This window comes from Gemmatimonadota bacterium (assembly GCA_016712265.1).
In the GTDB taxonomy this organism is placed as follows: domain Bacteria; phylum Gemmatimonadota; class Gemmatimonadetes; order Gemmatimonadales; family Gemmatimonadaceae; genus RBC101.
Genome location: JADJRJ010000014.1, coordinates 1 through 18,303, shown reverse-complemented (window position 1 = coordinate 18,303; position 18,303 = coordinate 1). Strand labels below are relative to the sequence as shown.

Below are 18,303 nucleotides of genomic sequence, written 5' to 3'. Positions count from 1 at the left end.
TGACTTCGATGGTCCGCTCCCGTGCGACTGTCCGGAGTGGGCGGATTGACCAGGCGAGGCCAGCTTGACAGAGCTGGCCTCGCTTGCTACTGTAGTGGCATGACGAACACCAAGGACTTCGCATCCATCACCTCGACCTCTGCGTTCCTGGACGCGCTCGAAGCGCACACTGCGTTCGCTCCGTTTCAGACTTCGTCCAGCGAGGAGGGTTTCGAGTTCAACCTGCTGGTGACTCCTCGCGAGTTCTGGATCGTGATGGGTGTCCTCCAGCCGCACATCGAGGACCGGCTGGCCGACCTCAAGATCGAGTACGACGCTCAGACCACGCGTGAGTACGGCCTGGTGTCGGTCGAGACGCGTGACCGGGTCGGCATCATCCCGGTGGGTCTGGCGCTGCTCGGCGCCTACGACCGCATCAACGAGCGCGGCTGATTCATCCACTTCGGCGAGGCCAGCTTGACAGAGCTGGCCTCGCTTGCTACTGTAGTGGCATGACGAACAGCGTGCGAGTGATCAACCCCGAGACTGGCGTCGACATCTTCGCTTCGGTCTACGGTGACCAGCTGGAGTCGGTGGTCCGGATCCCTGCGCCCGACTACGTGGGCGAGCGTCCGGGCACGGTGTGGGTGCAGGTGCGCCCCTCGTTCCGGCCGGGCATGCCCTACGACCTCGGGTCGTACCCCGAGTCGTGGGTCCACCCGGTGTGATTGGGTACTGTCTGGTATGACAGGTTTCTTCATGCCGGGCATGTCGTTCGTTCAGGCTCTGCACTTCTACTACGGTCTGAACAGCACGATGATCTTCGCGCTGGACCGCCTGCAGCGCGGTGAGTTCGAGTGAGTTTCCCCTGGCCAGGCCCCGATTCGGTGGTGTGGCCAGGGCTGTTTCGTCGATGACTTGATACTCGAGTGTGGCAGCGTGCCGCTGCTTTTTGTCGAAGACCTCTGAGTGGTTCCGGACGGTGGTCTGCTGTCGACGAGTGAGGTCTGTGCTCTGCTCGGTGTCCAGCCGTCGACGTGGCGCGCGTGGGTGTCTCGCCGTGCTGCGCCTCCCCCGGTGGAGACCCATCGGTCCTGCTCAGGCGAGCGGCTCTGGGATGCTCAGGTGTTCCTGCGCTGGATGGCCGAGCGTCCGGGGCGTGGTAATCATGCGCGGGGTCGTCGTCGGGTATCACCTCAGACCAGGACACGAGCGTGGTCGCAGGGCGGTGTTCCGGCCTGGCGGCCAAAAGATCAAGGTCCATCTAGCTGTGCAGGAGCTGCCTCATGACGTCGTCCCTCGATCCGGTTCGCATCACGTGGGAGAGCGGGCTCTGCCGCTGTGGGTGTAGGCAGCCGGTCACCCGTCCGGAGAATCAGTTCGTCAACGGTCATGGCGGTCGGCTGCTCGACACGCTGGTCGACGCGCAGCGCGAGGGTCGGCGGATCAAGGTGGCGTACGAGGAGGTCTCGGGGCTCGGCGTGATATCGCCGCGCGCGTGGGCTGAGCAGTCGTTCACCCCTCGCGGTGTCGCGTGGTTCGACTGGCTGGTCGGGCACGAGGGTGCGCGTCCGTCGGCGGCGCAGATCGACGAGCAGATGCTGGCTGTTGCTCCGGTGTCGATCGAGGAGGTGCTGACCGATCCGGCTCCGATGCCGCCGCAGGTGCAGGCGGTGGAGGCGTCGATGGCGGCTGGCCGGTCGTTCCGTGAGGTCTCGGCCGATGTCGCGCAGGTGCAGATCTTCGCTGGTGGCAAGTCGCGTGATCCGGGTCTGGATGACGATCTGGCGACGGTGCGCGAGATCGTCGGTCGGGCTGCGGTGGAGGGTCAGGCTGATCCGGAGACGGTGTCGCGGTTGGAGGCGCGCATCGCCGAGCTGCAGGACACGGTGTCCGTGCAGGCTCGGCGGTTGCTGGCTGCGGCGCAGGAGCGTGATGCGATCCTCGACGAGGCCGAGCGTGAGGCTGCTGCGGCGGTGGATCAGGTGTTGCGGCAGAAGGAGGCGCTGGCGGCTGAGCTGCTGACGGCGCATGCGCAGCTGGACGAGGCTGTTCGGCCGATCACGGTGTCGGCGGAGGACCTGTCGGGTCTGTCGGCGCCGATGGTGTTGGCGGCTGCTCGGCAGCGTGCGCTGGCGACGGCGCGGGTGCTCAAGGCGGCGCGCTATGACGGTGATGCTGACGAGGTGTCGGACCTGGCGGTGGTCTTCCGGGGCGATTTCATCCAGAAGCCTCGGGTGGATGCGGCGCGGGTGTTCCTGGGTGGTCAGGTGCAGGGGTAGGACTCCTGTGTGAGGTTGTTTGCTCTGGGAGTGGTCGTCGGGGCCACGGTGGTTGGTGTGCCGATCGCCGTGGCCCTGTCGCGTTTCATGCGGGAGCTGGATCGGTCGACGGGTTGGTGCTGATGAGTGGGTCGGGTAGAACTGGGTCATGACGAGCGCCACGGTGTGTTTTGGGTGCGGCGCGGTGTTCTCGCATGCGGTGCCGGTGGGGACGTCGTGCGAGGCGTGTTCGCGGCAGGCGGTCGAGATGATGACGATCGCTCCGGGTTCGATCTCGACGTCGTATATCGGTCCGGATGAGCCGGAGCCGTTCGAGGAGTGGGTGGGGAATCTGGAGGCGACGGCTGCGTCGACTTGGGCGTCGGTCGAGGCGGCGCGCGCGGAGCGGCGTCGGGCGTATCTGGAGGAGGTCGAGGCGGCGCGCGCCGAGCTGGAGCCGGTGATCGAGCGTCTTCGCGAGCTGGGCGAGGAGCCGGACGAGGGTGCGGTGGAGGCTGCGCGCACCTTGCTGCCTGTCCATTCGGAGGAGCAGCTCAAGCGGATCAGTGAGTTCGGTTGTAGCTCTCTGTCTCTCGTCGATCGGCCGTGTGGGATGTGCGCGGACTGCACTCCGGAGGATCGGCTGGTCCCTCCACTGTTTGCTGTCGCTGACCTTCCGGGCTTTGACGACGTCGCCGTCAGGCGCCTGGCGGAGATCGAGTTTGCGCTGGATGAGGGTGTTCGTGAGCCAGCGCCTCCACCACGGCCGAGGCCGTGGCTTCTGCCGGTGATGGTCGCTCTGTATCCGGTGGCTTTGGTCGTGGCTCTGACGACGGAGGTTGGTCCGACGCTGTGTCGGGTCACGGGGTGTGGTTGTCGTGGGTTGAGGCAGGCGGGTCAGGTTCTGGCTCGTGCCGGACTGCGTCGTGGGTTGCAGGTTGTCGCGGGTGTGTTGGCGATCGCTGTGGTCCTGGGGTGTGTGATCGCGGTGGGTGCGTTTGTGATGTGGTTGTGGTCGTTGATTGGGTGGTGGACGATCCCGCTGGCGGTGCTCGTGGGCTGGGTTGCGACGGACTGACCTGCTCGTGACCTGGGGATACCTCGCAGGCGTGCGCAGCTCCTCGCACTTTCCCCGATCTCGTCTGACGTTTCTGCATCGTGCTTGCTCGCGCTGGACTTTGCTGGGTAGTGTTACCTCATGGCGGACACCACAGTAGTTTCTCGCGTTCTGGCTCTGATCACCGCGTGCGGTGGCGCTTCTGCGCAGCCTGTCGTGTATTGCGCGGGTCCGGAGATCCCTGACGACGTGGAGGATCTCTTCGACCGGGATATGGTGCGTTATTCCGATGAGGTGTGTGCTCAGGGAGCCTTGCCTCGTGGGTTCGCGCTGGTCAGCGCTCCGTCGTGGGCGGATGTGCCTGACGTCGGCGAGGAGCTGGACTCTGATCCTGACTGGGGCTATCACCGCTCGCATCGCCGTGGGCACTCCCCGTCGGTCGTGTACGTGGTGAAGCCTGCCTCTCCGCCCCGGACGCCGTCTGTGCTGGTCGTACGGGAGCCGACGGTGGGTTCGGCCCGGGTGCGCGCTGCTGCGTCCACACAGGCCGCTCAGGCCCGTAAGACGGCCGGTCCGGTGACGACTCCTCCGCTGCCTGCGGGTTCTCCGACCGTGCAGCGTGGTGGGCTCGGTACGGGGTCGGCGGACAGGCAGGACTCGGCCAACGCTGCGCGTCTGAAGCGGGAGGCCGATGCGGCTGCCGCTGCTGCGAAGGCCGGGCGCGCGAAGGCTGCCACCAAGTCCTCGACCAAGACGACCCGGTCAAAGACCGGCTGACCTGTGCGTTTCCGTCGGTGCCGGGCTCCTCAGGGGTCCGGCGCTTGACTTTGCTGGCCTAGCTTGCTACTGTCTTTACTGTGACGCATCCTCTTGGAGCATTCCTCATCGGTTCGTTCTTCTCCGTGTCCGTGGTGGTCGGCATCGTCCACGCGGCGCTCGCCCCTCGACGACGGAAGTAGTCTGTCCGTCCCGGGTTGACGACTTTGTGCACGAACTCACGAGTTAATCGTCGCCGTGGCGCTTAACTCGCGGCGAATCTCGAAGATGTTGACCGATTTTGCCTCTCACTTTGGGCAAGAAGTACGCGGGTCGTTGTCCGGTGCTAACGACCCGCGTACTTGTTGGGGATGTTGACCTGTTGTACTTCCCATGATCTGGGAAGTTGCTGGTCAGAGCTGGTGTCAGTGATCTTGTACTTGCGATTTGTCACTACCAGTCTCGTCGTTGACTTCAATTCCTCGCTTGACTCTGCTGGCTCTGCGTGCTAGTCTTGTGTCATGACGAACACCGAACCGCACGCCTTCGCTTTCACCTTCGCTCCTGAGACCGACCCGCGTGGCTACGGCGGGATCGCTGCCGACATCGCGTCCGCCATCGATGGCGCGTGGCAGCTCTCCCGCTACACCGAGTCGTTCGTCGTGATCAAGGATCACCGCGACGACACCGACGGCATCGAGATCGCTCGGGTCGGGCTGGAGTGGCTCGACACCCTGGCCGCGTCCGGGCGCGACTACGACGAGGAGCTGCAGCCAGAGGTCCCGACCGTGCGTCAGACCGCGTGCCGTCTGTGCGGTCTGGATGTCGAGGTCGCGCTCGATGACATCGGCATGCTCTCCACCGACCGTGGTGGGTCTGCGTCGTGCCCGGACGGCAAGGCGCATGAGCCGATCCTCGACCCCGAGGACTGGGACGCGCACGAGTACCACGTGGGCGACGTCGCTCGCTGATCTTGGAGGCTCCTGCTCGGCGCGTCGCGAGGCGCGGCCGGGTAGGAGACCCCGTCTTCAGGAGGGGATCACATGAGCGGACAGCACTATCTTCAAGTGTTAGTATCTGTTGTATGACATCCTTTGACTCTGTACTCGCTCGGCTGGAGCCACGGGATCTGGGATACGAGTCCGCTTGTGGGGTCTGGACTGGCGCTATCGGTCAGCGCACTGGCTACGGCAACGTGAAGTTCAACGGCCGTGTGTGGCTAGTGCATCGGCTGGTGTTCGAGACGATCGGTGGACCTCTGCCCGCAGGGTATGTCCCCGATCATCTCTGCCATTCGTTCGCCGACTATCCCTGCGCGGGTGGTCCGACGTGTCCGCATCGCGCGTGTGCTCGGTTCGATCACCTGGAGGCTGTGACCCAGCGGGTCAACATCAATCGCGGCCCTCGCGGGAATGCGAGCAAGACGACGTGCCCTTGGGGACATCTGTTGGTCGAGTCCAACCTGGTGCCATCGCGCTTGCCTCATCGGATCTGTCTGTCGTGCCATCGCGCGCATGCGCGTGGTGTGACGGCCAGGTCGTCCGGGCGGTCGTTCGACTTCCAGGCCGTGGCTGATGAGATCTACGTGTCGCTCGGCTTCGAGCTGGCCGCTTGACAATGCTTGCTAAGGGTGGTAGTGTAGTGACATGACGAACACCTCGATCGACTTCAGCATGAAGCCCGGCCCCGACTGGGAGGCTCCCTTCGACGCGTACTTCCACACCGCCGACCTGCCGTCGTGCGAGCCGTGGACTCGGGTCACGGTCGAGGCGATGACGGTCCGCAACAGTCGGCCGTACGCCCTGGTCGACTTCGAGGGCATGCCGACCTACGCGTCGCTGGACGACCTGCGCCTGCCCGCGTGGGTGTGCGAGGAGTGCGGCGGACGCGTGATCGAGCAGCGCCCGACCGCCTGCCACGGGCGGTACCTGCACAACACGTTCTCGCACCCGGACGGCGAGCCGTTGTGTCCGACGGTGGGCGCCGAGGGCTACGAGCCGTGCAAGGCCGTCTGACCGTCGCGCGTGCGGCCCCTGCCCTCATCCGGGTGGGGGCCGCTTGACTTTGCTGGACCAGCGTGCTACTGTAGTGTCATGACGAACACCGGAGCCAAGGCAGTCACCAAGAAGGACATGCTCGTGGTCGCCCGCGCGGCGCGGAAGTACGGGCACTACCAGGACCGCCCCGGGTCGCTGGAGGTGTACGTGAACTGCCCGCAGTGCAAGGAGAAGGTGATCGGCTACCTGGAGATCGACTTGACGACCTTCAAGCGGTTCACTCCGACGCGTGCGCTCGACAAGGCGATGATGTTGCACTTGCCATTCTGCGGTGAGGAGTAGTCCCTCGCGCTTGTGGCCCCTGCCCATCCGGGTGGGGGCCCTCTTGCTTTGCTGGCTCCGCTTGACTCTGCTGGCTCCGCGTGCTACTGTTGTGTCATGGCGAACACGATGAGGAACAAGGTTCAGGTCCACAACATCAAGGTCGAGTGCACCGGCCCGATCCCCGCGAAGCGGGCGCAGGCCGAGGCGGCTGCCGACGAGCTGCGGGAGGTGCTCCCCTTCGCCGACGTCCGGGTGGTCATGCGGCACGGGCACGCTCCGGTCCTGCGGGTCAGGAGCTGCGCCTGATGCGCACGACGGCGGTGGTTCTCGGTTCGGCTCTGGTGGTCTATCTGCTGGGCTTGCTCGCCCAGGCGGCTCCCCTGTTCTGATCGGCTCGCGGCCCCTGCTCCGGCGGGGGCCGCTTGCTTTTGCTTGCTGTGCGTGCTATGCTTGCTGTGCAAGGTCGAGGCAGGGACAACACGACGGTTTCCTTGCGGATGATAGCCCGCACGAGGGTTCGACCCCCTCGCCTGCCACTCGGTTCGCAGCTTTCAACCTGGAGGTCCCCGTGATCATCGTCAACGCCGCCGAGCTGGTCTTCTTCTCCGTCAACGGTGCGCGCGATTCGCTCGTGCTGCCTTCGCCGGTCGCGGCGCTGTTCGCTGCTCCGGTAGTGGTCCGGGTCGGGGAGGCGTCGGCCGAGGTCTTCCTGCCGGTCGACGACCGCAAGGTCCGGCGCGCTGGTCACGAGGCGGTCGCCCGGCTGGCTCAGATGCTGTTCGAGGTCCGGGACCAGCACCTGGCCATCGAGTCGGCGAACGGCTCCGTCGGGTTCGGCCTGTCGGACTCCGCGTGGGGTCTGCGGGTGGTCGTGCTGCTCGATGACGACGGCCGTCCGCTCTGGGCGGCCTGATCGGCTCGCGGGTCCTGTCCCTCGGGATGGGGCCCCGCTTGACTTTGCTTGCTTCGCGTGCTATGCTCTGTGTGTTGGTTCGGATCCTCGGAGGTTGAGATGTGCGGTCGGGCGATTCAGGGCGGCGGGGTCTGCGTCGGCGGCGGTGGGCTGCACTCGCGCGGCTGCTGGCACTACGGCTCGGCGGTGGCGGAGGCTGCGCGGGTCGCGCTCGCCGAGCTGGGCTCGGTGCGTGGCGACGACGAGACGCGCGTGATCCACGTGCTGGTCGCGCTGCGCGCCGAGGGTGCGGTCTTCCGGTTCCCCTGGGAGTGATCCTCCCGCTTGACTTTGCTTGCTCCGCGTGCTAGTCTTGTGTTGTTGGTTAGTTCGGTTCCCTTCCTGGAGGTCCACAATGTCGCGCTACTCGATCTACCTGCCCATCGACGAGGCGAAGGCCCAGCTGTTCTCGCTCGGCCTGGACGTTCTCCTGGCGATGGAGGACGAGCCCGGTATCGGCTCGGCCCGGGTCGCCAAGGCTCGGCTGTTCGATCTCGGCGACGAGCTGGGTTTCGACGAGGACCTGGTCGAGATGATCATCGACTGCGCTCGCGAGGGCCGGTGCGCGGTGGTCACCCCGGGCCTGTTCGACACGCTCGCGGTGCTGCACGACCTCGGCCAGATCGATGTGTCGGGGCGCGCGTACCAGCAGCTGGTCGACCTGCAGCTGGTCTGATCGCTCCCGCGGGGGGTGTGGCTCACGTCACACCCCCCGTGCTTGCTTTTGCTTGCCGCGGTTGCTATGCTTGCTCTGCAAGCGAAAAAGCCCCGCTCCTCCTGGAGGTCCAAATGTCTGACGTCGTCTGCGGTCGCTGCTCCCACGGGTTCGGTCGGGACCGGGTGCAGGTCCGCCACCCCATCGAGGTCGTCCGGGTCTGCAAGGGCCCGGTGGCGATCACCGCTCCGGTCGTGACTTCGGTTCGCGAGTTCGTCCCGGCCCCGGTGGTTGAGGCTCCGGCCCCTGCTCCGGCTCGGCTCCCCGCTGCTGGCGAGATCTGGGCGAGGTGCTCTACAAGGTCACCCCCGCGCGGCACTCGGATCGGCTGTTCGCCCACGAGCTGGTCTCCCCGATCCGGGATGGTGCGGATCTGGTCTGGCAGTACCGGGGCCTGGCCTCCCGCGTGCTCGCCGGTGGTGCTCCGGCTCCGGCCGAGCTGGTGGGTCGGATCGGGCGCGTGGTCGGCCGGTGCGTGTTCTGCTCGCGGTTGCTGACCGACGACAAGGCGGGCCGGTCGGTGGAGGTCGGCTACGGCCCGGTGTGCGCCGAGAAGCGCGGTCTCCCCTGGGGCTAGGCGCCCCGGCTCGCGGCCCCTGCCCCTCGCGGGTGGGGGCCGCTTGCGTTTGCTTGCTGCGCATGCTATGCTTGCGCTGTTGGTTGGTTCGCTTCCCTGGAGGTCCACGATGTCCGCTCTGCCTGCCGCCCGTTGGGTCCGCGCCGAATCCCTGCCCGCTGGCGTGGTGCTCTCCGATCGCCCCGAGGTCGGCGTGGTCTCGCACGTGTGGCCTTCCGGCTCGGTGCACGGGGTGCCGTTCGTCGTCGTGGTCGGCTCGCTGCGGGTTTCCGCACCCATCCCGGCCGACGCGCTGGTCGGCGTCGCCGCGGATTGATCGCTCGGCCCCGGTGTGGTTCACGTCACACCGGGGCCGCTTGCTTTTGCTTGCTGCGGTTGCTATGCTTGCTTTGCAAGCGAAAATCCCTCCTCCCCCCTGGAGCCCGAAATGTCTGCTCTCCCCGTCGCCGCTCTCGAACTCCCCGTGGTCGATTTCTCCGGTGCTGCCGCCTGCGATGACTGCGGCGCTCCCGCTGGGGTCGAATGCGCCCCCGGTTGCTCGGTGTGGGCTTCCGATGACCTCCCGCTGGTGCCGTTCTCCCCGTTCGGTGCGGGCCCCTCGGATGACCCGCGGGTCGTCCCGGGCCCGGTCGGCTCCGGCCCGTTCTGATCGCTCGCGGGGCCGGTGTGGCGCGGATCACATCGGCTCCGCTTGCTTTTGCTTGCTCTGCAAGCGAAAAAGCCCCGCTCCTCCTGGAGGTCCAAGATGCTCACCTCGACCCGCACCCGTCGCGGCTTCCGCGCCCCGGCTCGCCGTCGCGTCGTTGCTGCTCCCTCGCTCCCGCTGCTGGCCGGATCGGGTGCCGCGTGGGCGTTCGTCGACGACCGGGCGGTTGTCCCGGCTGCCGATGTCGTCCCGGTGCGGATCGCCCCGGTCATCCCGATCCGCCCGGTCGCTGCGACTCTGCTCGCCCCGGCTCCGGCCGCCCCTGCCGCTCCGGATCCCCGGATCCCCGCCGGTGCCGCGTCGGTCCGGGTCGCGCACGAGGACTTCCCCTTCCGGGTCGTGGTCGTCGATCTCGAATCGGGCGATGACGAGTCGGTCCTGGTCGCGGCTGCCTCGCCCCTGGCCGCGCGGCGGGAATGCTCGGACGAGTTCGGCGCTCCGGTCGCGGTCTACGCGGTCCTGCCGGGTGGGGCCGAGGAGCTGGTCTGGGGTGCGGCTGCCTGATCGGGCCCCTGCCTGATCGGGCCCCTGCCGGGGGGTGTGGTGCGGATCACGCTCCCCGGCTTGCCCGTGCTTGCCTCTGCGTGCTATGCTTGCTCTGCAAGCGAAAAACCGCCCCACCTGGAGGTCCCCCATGAACGCGCTCGCTGGCTACGAGGTCCGCTCCACCCCGGTGTCCCTGCCCCTCACCTCGCCCCTGCGGGTGCGCCCCGTGGGTGGGGGCTCGGAGGTCACCCTGTGCCGGGGCTCCGAGGTCACCGTGCGGGTGGTGCGCCCCTGCGATGGGGGTCCGGCTCTGTTCGGCCTGGCCTTCCGGGGGCGTGCGTTCCTGGCCTCCCCCGACGCCCTGGTGGCCGCTACGGACGCGGTTGCTGCCCCTGCTCCGGCTGCCCCTGCTCCGGCTGCCCCTGCTCCGGCTGACGACTTCCCGCTGAATGCCTCCCCCGTGGGGTGGGAGCCTCGCCACCAGGTCCGTCCGGGTGCCTCCCCTGGTCCCCGGTTCCGGGCCCCGAAGCCTCGCCGTGCGGGTGCTCCCACCTCCGCCGATATCGCCGCTGCCCAGCGCCGGTCGCCCCTGTGGGCGTGGCGGGCGTCCTCCTCCTGAATCGCGTTTCTGAAAAAGGGCCTTCCCTCTGGGAGGGCCCTTTTTTTGCGCCTTTTTTTGCGCCTTTTTTTAGGGCCCTTTTTCTGCGCCCCCGAAAGGGGGCCTTTATTCGGGGGCCTTTATTCGGGCCCTCCCCTGCAGGGGGCCTCTGTACGGGGGCCTCTGTACGGGGGCCTGTTCCTGCGCCCCTGTGTGCGCCCCTGTGTGTGCCCCTGTGTGTGCCCCTGTGTGTGCCCCTGTGTGTGCCCCTGTGTGCGCCCCTGCCCGTACGGGGGCGTGTGTGTGCCCCTGTGTGTGCCCCTGTGTGTGCCCCTGTGTGTGCGTGCCCCTGCCCGTACGGGGGGCGTGTGTGGGGCGAATCACACCCCTGTGCGTGCCCGTGCGCGTGCCCGTGCGCGTGCCCGTGCGCGTGCCCGTGCGCGTGCCCCTGTGCGTGCCCGTGCGTTGCGCACGATTCCTGCCCCTGTGCCCTGCCGTGCGTGGTGCTGTGCCCTGCCGTGCGTGGTGCTGTGCCCTGCCGTGCGTGCGCCCCTGTGCGTGCGCCGTTCTCATCCCTGTGTGCGTGCGTGTGCCTGACGATTCCTACGCGCGTGCGCGCCCCTGTGCGTGGTGCTGTGCCCTGCCGTGTGCGTGCCCGTGTGGGACGGCGTGCCTGCCGCGCGCTCCTCCCCTGTGCCCTGCCGTGTGGTGCGCGCGTGCCTGCCGCGTGCTCCTCCCCGTGCCGCTGGGCCCGGATCCGGAAAACCACTAGTGCTCTGGGCCTCTCGCGGGGCCGCCACCGTAGGAGGGAAATTTTTTACAATTTCCACCAGATAGCAATCTGACAGACTCAGGCCCCCTTGCCCCCCGGCTCCCGACTCTCGGCCCCCTGACTCCTGGATCTCTGCTCTCTTGCTCTTGGATCTCTGGCTTCTAACCGCTGCTCCCCCGTAATGGCGCGTGCCGTCTGTCGTGTTGGCGACTTCGGTGAGGTCGGGTAGGACGGCGCCATGGAACCCGACACGGACCTGCTGAAGCAGGCGTACATGCTCTTGTCGTGGCGCGTGGAGGATGGCTCGGCGACGCCTGAGGAGCAGGCTCTCTCTGTCCTGCTGGCTCCGCTGTTCGACTCTCCGGTCTGCGCGGCTCCGCCGCGTCGCCGGGCGGAGCCTCCGAAGCGGGCGTCGCTGATCGTGCAGCTGCCTGCTCCCGGGCGCCGGGCTGACGCGGTGATGTTCGAGGAGTACCGGGGGATCGCGTTGTCGATTCGCGGTGCTCGTGGGGAGTGGGTGCAGTTGGTCGCGCCGGGTGAGGTGGGGCCGTCGTTCCTGCACAACTGGGTTTCGAAGATTCACGGTTCGGTGCGGGGGTTTGCGCCGGGTGAGTTCGAGGCGGCGGTGCGGGGTGGTCGGTTGTTTGCGAGGGTGGCGATTTCGGATTAGGTGATTTTTTCGGTTTTTCCGCGAGTTCCTGATCTGACAGATTGGTGGTTGTCCCGGTGAGTGGTGTGTCCGAGGTGGTTCGGGAGTTCCTGGATCGGCTGGAGCGTGGGGAGGGTTCGGCGGAGGATCGGGTGCTGGCGGATTCTCTGGCGTGGTGGGCGTCGGGGTGGAAGGCGCGGGGCGCTTCCGCGCCGGTGGGGATCGTGTTTCCCGAGCGGCTGGTGCCGGGTGAGGAGGTGGTTCCGGCGGCGTCGCGGAGCGAGTCGGTGTTGGCGGAGCTTCGGGAGATCTACGGCTCTGCTAAGAACGGCGAGGCGGAGGATCTTCCGGTGGGGCCGGTGCCGTGGTCGGCGGGGCGCGGGGACTCTGATGTCGAGGAGTGGCCGAGCCGGTTGAAGTCGGCGCTGTTCGCGGTGTTCCTGGCTGATGAGCCTCCGGCGGAGGTGGTGGCGTCGGTCGATGCTCCGGCGAAGTGGAACAAGCCGGGGACGGTGTCGCAGCCGGATCTGGATTTCGCCGAGATGCTGCGTCGGGACTACGGCGGTGAGTGGGTCGAGGTCCGGGTCGAGGGGATGACCAAGACGCAGGTGTACTGGCTGGCGCAGAAGATCACGGGGTCGGGGAAGGCGTATCGCCCGCCCGGGTCGTTCGAGGCGCGTCTGGTGCAGCGGGGTAACGAGGTGCGGTTGTTCGCGCTGGCGGTCAAGCAGGCGTCGGATGAGTCGGTGCCGGTGGATCCTGCTCCGGCGTGGTCGTCGGTCGAGGAGCTGGTCGGGTCGGAGCAGACGATCTCTGCGGAGAAGCTGGTCGCGGCGCCTGCGGCTCGGGCGCGCACGGATAGTCGTGGGCGGCCGTACAAGGGGATGAGCGAGGCATCGCGTCGGGCTGCGTTGAAGGCTCCGACGACGGCGGTCGCGGTGATCGATCCGCCGGAGCCGGTGGTGGAGCGGGCTGGTCGTCCGTTCGGTGAGCCGTGGCCGCAGTGGTCGGAGTTCGCGACGGCGATCCGGTCCTATGACGGTGCGTGGGTCGAGGTGGAGGTCTCGGATCGGAACCAGGCGGGCCGCGGGAATCTGGCGTCTGCGATTCGGGGGATGAACACCGCGTTCCGTCCGGCCGGGGAGTTCGAGTCGACGATCCAGAGTGGTCGGCTCTATGCGCGCTGGCGGAAGGGCTCGAAGCGTGCCAAGTGAGGAGGTGGCGCCCGGTCCGCGTGTGACGGACCGGGCGCTGTTCCACCTGATTACTGCGTGGCGGAGTCAGGCGACGTTGCTGATGCGCGAGGGCGATGAGGATCGGGTCGGTCCGCAGTACCGCGAGGGTCTGTCGTTGTTGCATGCGGCGTCGATGCTGGAGCAGGCGGCTGGGTTCTGCGCCGGGTGTGTCGGGCGTGGGGAGGTGTACGAGGCGCCGGAGGAGGATGACGAGAGCGGCTGGTGGTCGTGTTCGATGTGCGGCGGTACTGGTCGGGGTATCTACTGGCATCAGTGCTCGGAGTGCGGCGAGTTCGAGCGGGAGCCGCAGGTCCGGGAGGTCGATCCGGGTGTGTGGCGCTGCGATCGGTGTCGGATCTTCGGCCGCTCGTCGGATCGACTTGGTTTGGAGAAGCTGGAGCTGCGCTGGCATGTTCCTCTTGGACGTCAGGTCTGAGAGGGGAGCGAGGGTGGCGAGTTACGAACACCGGGTTGTGACGGTCGAGCGGCATGAGTGGGTGATCCCGACGTACGGCGTGCCGGGCGGGGTGGCGTGGGCTGAGGCGATGAAGGCCATCCGGGCGGCTCATCAGATGCTGTGGGATCTGGACCTCTACCCGATCGACAAGGATGTTCCGGACGACGTCATTCGCATCCAGGGGGATGGTGAGGGGTCTGTCGTCGTGTCTTTCACCCTGGAGCGATCGGGCGATAGCGTCCGGGTTGTCGGGTAGTACAAGACATGAGCCTCGATTTCGTGGATAGCCTGTGGTTCCAGGTCCCGCTGTGGGTGGCCGGTGCTGGCCCCTTGCTGTGGCTGCTCGTGTGGTCGTTGCGGCGTACTCCTCCGGAGTCGGTGTCGCCCCTGCAGCACGCCAAGTTCCGGATCGTGCAGGTGTTCGTGAGCCTGCTCCTGGTGCTCTGGTCCCTGCTGTACGGTCCGGGCAACTACCTGCCGGGGATCCTCGCGGATTTGGCGGGCGTGGTGTCTGGACCGGCGATCGTTGTGCTGCTGCTGTGCTTCGCCCGGACCGTGCGGCGGCTGTGCGCGCTGGAGGAGCGGGAGAAGAGTCTTTCCACCTCGGAAGAGATTACCTTTTAATTACACCGTTGTAATTACTAGTGTTCTCTCTTTTGGGGTAAGACAGTTGTTATGAAGAGTCTGGGACCTGAGAGGTCGCTCCGTTCGACGGCGGACGGTATCGATGCGTGGTTTCGGATCTTGTTGTCTTTCGGGATGGTCAATATCTGGATCATCTTGGTCGCTCTGTTGTTTACAGGAGAGCGTCACCACTTGTGGGCTTACGCGGCTATCGCGTGTGGGCTGCCGTTCCCCGCATCGTTGGTCTTCGCGGTTCTGACGCTGAAGTCGTGGCTCGACGAGCGTGGGTGGATGCGCGCTGAAGAGACGGCTCGCAGGTCCCCTTCAGCGCGTAGCGGGGGTACGACCTGAGCGTGACGGTTCTCTGGCGCTCTGATCTCGTTCGAATCCATCGAGTGTGGTGTACGAGGAGTGCCGTCACGAACTGAATCCGGCGTGGTGCGCGATTTGCACCGGCCGGTCAGGCGCTGGTCCGTACGGTGGAGTGGGCCGAGTGGTCTCGTCTCCGTCGCCTGCGCAGTACCTCGGTTCATGTGATCCCTGCGGTGGTCGCATCGAGTTGGGCGACATGGTCGTTGTAATTCGTGAGCATCCGGATGATGTCGGCGAGACTGTCCACGAAGACTGCGCGGATCGAGGCGAGTTGTATGTATGAGATTGAGAAGATCCCGGGCCCGTGTGCCTTCTGCTATGCGGTGTTCGCAGAGCTGAAGCGCATCCCCGGCATGTGCGGGGATGGGATTTGCGAGACTTGCGATGAGATCCGGGCGTTCGTGCTGGATCACCGGTTCGTCCCTTGGGATGAGCAGAAGGTCCTGCAGGAGAAGCGTCAGAAGGCCGCCCGGCGCGCCCCTGCGCCCCCGCCGGGCACGGCGCGGATCCCGCATCCCGTACAGAGGGCCTATCAGGAGCTTGCCGGGCGCGGTCAGCCGGTCATGTCGCGGCGCGCTGGGTGACGGGTAGGACTGCTGCAACGTGTTCCTCGGAACCCGGTAACGCTGAGGCGGTCTCCGTCGACGTATAGAGGCGCTTCGCCCGCGAGGGCGTACGTGACCTACGTCACACTGAGCCACCTGAGCCTCCCTCGGGCGTCTCTTGTTGTGGGGGGTAGAACGTGCTGTCTGGCCCGCTGGGGAGCGGGGTCAGACGGTTTCATGGGAAGGACCGCCGTCTCGGGGGAGCGGCGGTCCTTCCCCCATTTCACGGGTAGGACGTTGCATGGCGTATCTGCATGTTGCTGATGACTCTCGCGCCGCGGTCCTCCGCGATGTCGCTGATGAGCGGCTGTTCCAGCTGGGTAAGTGGGGTGTGCAGCTGCACCCGAGCGGTACGGGTGGTCCGGAGGCGGCCCGTGTGGCGCGGTTGCTGAAGGAGCTGTGCCAGTCCTCCGGGCTGGAGGACGGCGCGGGCGACACCTGGCTGAAGATCCTGGCCGAGGAGGTGGGGGAGGCGGCCGACGAGGTTGACCCGGCTCCTCTGCGTCGTGAGCTGGTGCAGTGCGCGGCTGTTCTGGTGGCCTGGATCGAGACGTTGGACCGGGCCGAGGAGGCAGTGGCCTAGCTGAAAATCGGTGGTGGGGCTGGGCTAAGGTCGGGTACAACATGGTGTCGGGCTACACGCCCAACGATGACAACGAAAAATCTTAGCTGGACCGCTTGACTCGCTGGACCTGCTGAGCTATGGTTGTACCTGTCAGGCAGCGAGGCCCCACAACTGAACACCACATGGTTCCGTGGAGTAATCTGGTCATCTCGCCTCCCTCTCAAGGAGGAGACTGCGGGTTCGAATCCCGTCGGAACTACGTTGGTCGACTACGGTCGCGCTAGTCACGTGGACAGGTCGACCAGGAGGATAGGGCCCGATCCCGGGCGGGGTGACTCCCACCGGTAAGGGCCCGACTCCTCCGAATAGGGGTGTAGCTCAGCGGAACGAGCAGGCGCTTCACACGCGTCAGGTCGGGGGTTCGATCCCCTCCGCCCCTACGGTGTTGACGGAGAACTTCAAACGGGCCGATCCAGGCGCCTCGGGCGCCAACGAAGGATCAGAAGCGCCCCGGAAGTTCGACGAAGACACTTGTACGAAGCCCAGCTAGACCGGGTATAATAGCTCCACAAAGTGCTGACGGCCGCCAAGTCGGAGACGACGAAGCCGCTGCTTGCAGCCACATCTTGATAACTCAATCTCTGGGCCTGTAGCTCCAATTGGAAGAGCGCCTGTTTTGCAAACAGGGGGTTCTCGGTTCGAATCCGAGTAGGTCCACGTGTGAGGGCCACGACGTTAGCTGCGTCGTGGTTGTGGTGGTGGCGGAACAAGGTCTACGCAAGGCTGGGACCTAACGCACGATGGGGTCGAGATACTCACGCTGCGCGGCGTGGACCCGGGCTAGTCACCCGGAGAAACGGCTGGTGACAAAACCATCGGTAGGGGACGTACATTCGCAACTCTTGCCGTCCCCCTGGAGGAAGCAAATCCTCCCCGCCCCCTCACCGTTATGCCGCTGTAGCTCAGGGGAATAGAGCGCCTCCCTCCGGAGGAGGAAGTCGGAGGTTCGAATCCTCTCAGCGGCACTTGCAGTCCACCCGCGCGCGGGTGTTTGGATCCGGTTCTGACCCTCCCGGTGCTGCGCAATTGGGTTGTATGCCTCTGTAGCTCGTACTGGCTGAGCAGCTGCCTTGTAAGCAGCAGGGTGCAGGTTCGATTCCTGCCGGGGGCTCGCGAATGGCTGTGATACGCAGCTGCGGGGTCTCGAAGCAAGGCCGCCACATCCGGTCCGATAAGCCGGGTACCTTCCCTCCCGGGCTCTGCTCTGCGGGCCCGAGTTGGAGAATGTTGCCTAGTCAGGTCGCGAACTGCCTAGGCTTGGGAGGGTCCTCGACGGGGGATTACATATACGCGGAGTGTCTGCCTCAGTGATGTAGTGGTCGCATACCAGTCTTCCAAACTGAGAGAGTCGGTTCGATTCCGACCTGAGGCTCGTGGGGCACGTCTGGCTATCCTTTGGGATGGAAGTGTCCGCATAGGCTATAAAACCAGAGAAGGTCTATGCTTTGTGCGCGGGCTCGGTTGTCCGTTCCTGCCATCGCGTACAAGGACAACTGTAGTGGAACGGTCGCTATGCGGTTGTAGCTCAGTTGGTTAGAGCGACACGTTGCCAACGTGTAGGTCGTGAGTTCGAATCTCATCAGCCGCTCTGGATAGGCGCAGTTGCGGGCCCTTAACCCGGACGTGCGGTGAGGGAGAGGGGCTGCCACCTCGATCCCGAGCGAGACATCGGGATGGCAGTCCTGGTGTGGACCGTCCTTCATGCCTCTATAGCTCAGTGGTACGAGCGTCTCCTTGGTAAGGAGAAGGTCGAGAGTTCGATTCTCTCTTGAGGCTCTGTGACAGCGGTGGCGCTTCCTATGACCGCCGGTTCGGGCGCCTGATCAGCCCCGGGCGATTTGCCCGCGATATCTATGGGCCCAGCGGGTATGACTGTCGCGCACGGCCGTTACGGTGTAGCTTAATGGGAAGAGCACGCCTAATCAGCGGAGGTTCGGGTTCAAATCCCGGCAACGTAACGGCTCATATGGGCGCTAGTGGCTAGGTGGAGGTCTCCAAAACCTCTAACGAAGGTTCGATCCCTTCCGCCCGTGCTGGTTTCCCGACAGGGACCTTGCCGTGAGTCTCTCCTGACGGAGCAATCAGGACGGAGGCTCACAATCGCCGGACTAGGCGCCCGGCATCATTGATCTGTAGTGTAACCGGCAGCACGAGAGGTTCTGACCCTCTTAGTTCAGGTTCGAATCCTGGCGGATCAGCGCGTTTCTACTCCTGTGGGGTAATTGGTAGCCCACGAGTTTTTGGTACTCGGAGGTGTTGGTTCGAATCCAGCCAGGAGTGCTAGACCGGTCGTCCCCGGCGTCGTTCGCTCCGTTGCAGCGGTCCTGACGTCGCCACCGGCTCTGAAAACCCCGCGTGCGGTGGTGGTCATCAAGGCGTAAGGGACACGCCTGACAGAGAGAGGGCTGCAATCCTCTCCTCCACCCTCGCGGGTATCCAACGGGTACGAGTAGCCGTGAAGCAAGAGGATTTGTTCTGGGCGGCCGGGCTGCTTGAGGGTGAGGGTTCGTTTCAGATTTCTAAGACTTACTCACCTTTCATCTCGTGTGGGATGAC

The 18,303-nt window shown here is 65.8% G+C and carries 24 protein-coding genes and 12 tRNA genes; all 36 read left to right on the top strand.

Features of this window, described 5'->3' with window-relative positions; all coding sequences use genetic code 11:
- Positions 1-99: 99 nt before the first annotated feature.
- Positions 100-432, top strand: coding sequence for a hypothetical protein (locus IPK85_03035; protein ID MBK8246361.1), 333 nt, complete (start codon positions 100-102; stop codon positions 430-432).
- 59 nt (positions 433-491) lie between these two features.
- Positions 492-707: a hypothetical protein gene (locus IPK85_03030; protein ID MBK8246360.1), complete on the top strand. Its 216-nt coding sequence runs from the start codon at positions 492-494 to the stop codon at positions 705-707.
- Between the two features lie 558 nt (positions 708-1,265).
- The gene (locus tag IPK85_03025) at positions 1,266-2,261 is read left to right on the top strand and encodes a hypothetical protein (protein MBK8246359.1); all 996 of its coding nucleotides are present in this window, start codon (positions 1,266-1,268) and stop codon (positions 2,259-2,261) included.
- Positions 2,262-2,409: 148 nt separating this feature from the next.
- Positions 2,410-3,318 (top strand): hypothetical protein, encoded by a 909-nt coding sequence (locus tag IPK85_03020; protein MBK8246358.1) that lies wholly within the window; start codon positions 2,410-2,412, stop codon positions 3,316-3,318.
- 1,256 nt (positions 3,319-4,574) lie between these two features.
- Complete coding sequence (locus tag IPK85_03015; protein ID MBK8246357.1) at positions 4,575-5,024, top strand: hypothetical protein; 450 nt, start codon at positions 4,575-4,577, stop codon at positions 5,022-5,024.
- A 401-nt stretch (positions 5,025-5,425) separates the two neighbouring features.
- Complete coding sequence (locus IPK85_03010; protein ID MBK8246356.1) at positions 5,426-5,668, top strand: hypothetical protein; 243 nt, start codon at positions 5,426-5,428, stop codon at positions 5,666-5,668.
- Positions 5,669-5,699: 31 nt separating this feature from the next.
- Positions 5,700-6,068: a hypothetical protein gene (locus IPK85_03005; GenBank protein ID MBK8246355.1), complete on the top strand. Its 369-nt coding sequence runs from the start codon at positions 5,700-5,702 to the stop codon at positions 6,066-6,068.
- A gap of 78 nt (positions 6,069-6,146) precedes the next feature.
- Positions 6,147-6,392 (top strand): hypothetical protein, encoded by a 246-nt coding sequence (locus tag IPK85_03000; protein MBK8246354.1) that lies wholly within the window; start codon positions 6,147-6,149, stop codon positions 6,390-6,392.
- Positions 6,393-6,500: 108 nt separating this feature from the next.
- On the top strand, positions 6,501-6,680 hold the full coding sequence (locus tag IPK85_02995) for a hypothetical protein (protein ID MBK8246353.1): 180 nt from the start codon (positions 6,501-6,503) through the stop codon (positions 6,678-6,680).
- A gap of 262 nt (positions 6,681-6,942) precedes the next feature.
- Positions 6,943-7,287, top strand: a complete 345-nt coding sequence (locus IPK85_02990) for a hypothetical protein (GenBank protein ID MBK8246352.1) — start codon at positions 6,943-6,945, stop codon at positions 7,285-7,287.
- A gap of 99 nt (positions 7,288-7,386) precedes the next feature.
- The gene (locus IPK85_02985; protein ID MBK8246351.1) at positions 7,387-7,602 is read left to right on the top strand and encodes a hypothetical protein; all 216 of its coding nucleotides are present in this window, start codon (positions 7,387-7,389) and stop codon (positions 7,600-7,602) included.
- A gap of 79 nt (positions 7,603-7,681) precedes the next feature.
- Positions 7,682-8,002: a hypothetical protein gene (locus IPK85_02980; protein MBK8246350.1), complete on the top strand. Its 321-nt coding sequence runs from the start codon at positions 7,682-7,684 to the stop codon at positions 8,000-8,002.
- 328 nt (positions 8,003-8,330) lie between these two features.
- Positions 8,331-8,618, top strand: coding sequence for a hypothetical protein (locus IPK85_02975; protein ID MBK8246349.1), 288 nt, complete (start codon positions 8,331-8,333; stop codon positions 8,616-8,618).
- Between the two features lie 109 nt (positions 8,619-8,727).
- The gene (locus tag IPK85_02970; protein ID MBK8246348.1) at positions 8,728-8,934 is read left to right on the top strand and encodes a hypothetical protein; all 207 of its coding nucleotides are present in this window, start codon (positions 8,728-8,730) and stop codon (positions 8,932-8,934) included.
- Positions 8,935-9,045: 111 nt separating this feature from the next.
- The gene (locus IPK85_02965; protein ID MBK8246347.1) at positions 9,046-9,267 is read left to right on the top strand and encodes a hypothetical protein; all 222 of its coding nucleotides are present in this window, start codon (positions 9,046-9,048) and stop codon (positions 9,265-9,267) included.
- Positions 9,268-9,363: 96 nt separating this feature from the next.
- The gene (locus tag IPK85_02960) at positions 9,364-9,828 is read left to right on the top strand and encodes a hypothetical protein (GenBank protein ID MBK8246346.1); all 465 of its coding nucleotides are present in this window, start codon (positions 9,364-9,366) and stop codon (positions 9,826-9,828) included.
- Between the two features lie 130 nt (positions 9,829-9,958).
- A complete protein-coding gene (locus IPK85_02955; GenBank protein MBK8246345.1) occupies positions 9,959-10,429 on the top strand; it encodes a hypothetical protein in 471 nt (156 codons plus the stop codon).
- 989 nt (positions 10,430-11,418) lie between these two features.
- Complete coding sequence (locus tag IPK85_02950; GenBank protein ID MBK8246344.1) at positions 11,419-11,850, top strand: hypothetical protein; 432 nt, start codon at positions 11,419-11,421, stop codon at positions 11,848-11,850.
- A gap of 56 nt (positions 11,851-11,906) precedes the next feature.
- Positions 11,907-13,043, top strand: a complete 1,137-nt coding sequence (locus IPK85_02945; GenBank protein MBK8246343.1) for a hypothetical protein — start codon at positions 11,907-11,909, stop codon at positions 13,041-13,043.
- Between the two features lie 22 nt (positions 13,044-13,065).
- The gene (locus tag IPK85_02940) at positions 13,066-13,500 is read left to right on the top strand and encodes a hypothetical protein (protein MBK8246342.1); all 435 of its coding nucleotides are present in this window, start codon (positions 13,066-13,068) and stop codon (positions 13,498-13,500) included.
- A gap of 13 nt (positions 13,501-13,513) precedes the next feature.
- Entirely contained in the window at positions 13,514-13,777 is a 264-nt protein-coding gene (locus tag IPK85_02935) for a hypothetical protein (GenBank protein MBK8246341.1), read from the top strand.
- An 8-nt stretch (positions 13,778-13,785) separates the two neighbouring features.
- Positions 13,786-14,145, top strand: coding sequence for a hypothetical protein (locus IPK85_02930; protein MBK8246340.1), 360 nt, complete (start codon positions 13,786-13,788; stop codon positions 14,143-14,145).
- 647 nt (positions 14,146-14,792) lie between these two features.
- On the top strand, positions 14,793-15,101 hold the full coding sequence (locus IPK85_02925; protein ID MBK8246339.1) for a hypothetical protein: 309 nt from the start codon (positions 14,793-14,795) through the stop codon (positions 15,099-15,101).
- 262 nt (positions 15,102-15,363) lie between these two features.
- On the top strand, positions 15,364-15,705 hold the full coding sequence (locus IPK85_02920; GenBank protein MBK8246338.1) for a hypothetical protein: 342 nt from the start codon (positions 15,364-15,366) through the stop codon (positions 15,703-15,705).
- Between the two features lie 166 nt (positions 15,706-15,871).
- Positions 15,872-15,946, top strand: a tRNA-Glu gene (locus tag IPK85_02915).
- A 108-nt stretch (positions 15,947-16,054) separates the two neighbouring features.
- Positions 16,055-16,127 (top strand) — tRNA-Val (locus IPK85_02910).
- 203 nt (positions 16,128-16,330) lie between these two features.
- A tRNA-Ala gene (locus IPK85_02905) sits at positions 16,331-16,404 on the top strand.
- A gap of 234 nt (positions 16,405-16,638) precedes the next feature.
- Positions 16,639-16,712, top strand: a tRNA-Arg gene (locus IPK85_02900).
- Positions 16,713-16,784: 72 nt separating this feature from the next.
- Positions 16,785-16,858 (top strand) — tRNA-Thr (locus IPK85_02895).
- Between the two features lie 190 nt (positions 16,859-17,048).
- Positions 17,049-17,119 (top strand) — tRNA-Gly (locus IPK85_02890).
- A gap of 142 nt (positions 17,120-17,261) precedes the next feature.
- Positions 17,262-17,335: transfer RNA gene (locus tag IPK85_02885), tRNA-Gly, on the top strand.
- A 115-nt stretch (positions 17,336-17,450) separates the two neighbouring features.
- Positions 17,451-17,523 (top strand) — tRNA-Thr (locus IPK85_02880).
- 113 nt (positions 17,524-17,636) lie between these two features.
- Positions 17,637-17,705: transfer RNA gene (locus tag IPK85_02875), tRNA-Ile, on the top strand.
- An 8-nt stretch (positions 17,706-17,713) separates the two neighbouring features.
- A tRNA-OTHER gene (locus tag IPK85_02870) sits at positions 17,714-17,780 on the top strand.
- A 93-nt stretch (positions 17,781-17,873) separates the two neighbouring features.
- A tRNA-Gln gene (locus IPK85_02865) sits at positions 17,874-17,945 on the top strand.
- Between the two features lie 9 nt (positions 17,946-17,954).
- Positions 17,955-18,027, top strand: a tRNA-Gln gene (locus IPK85_02860).
- The last annotated feature ends 276 nt before the right edge of the window (positions 18,028-18,303 follow it).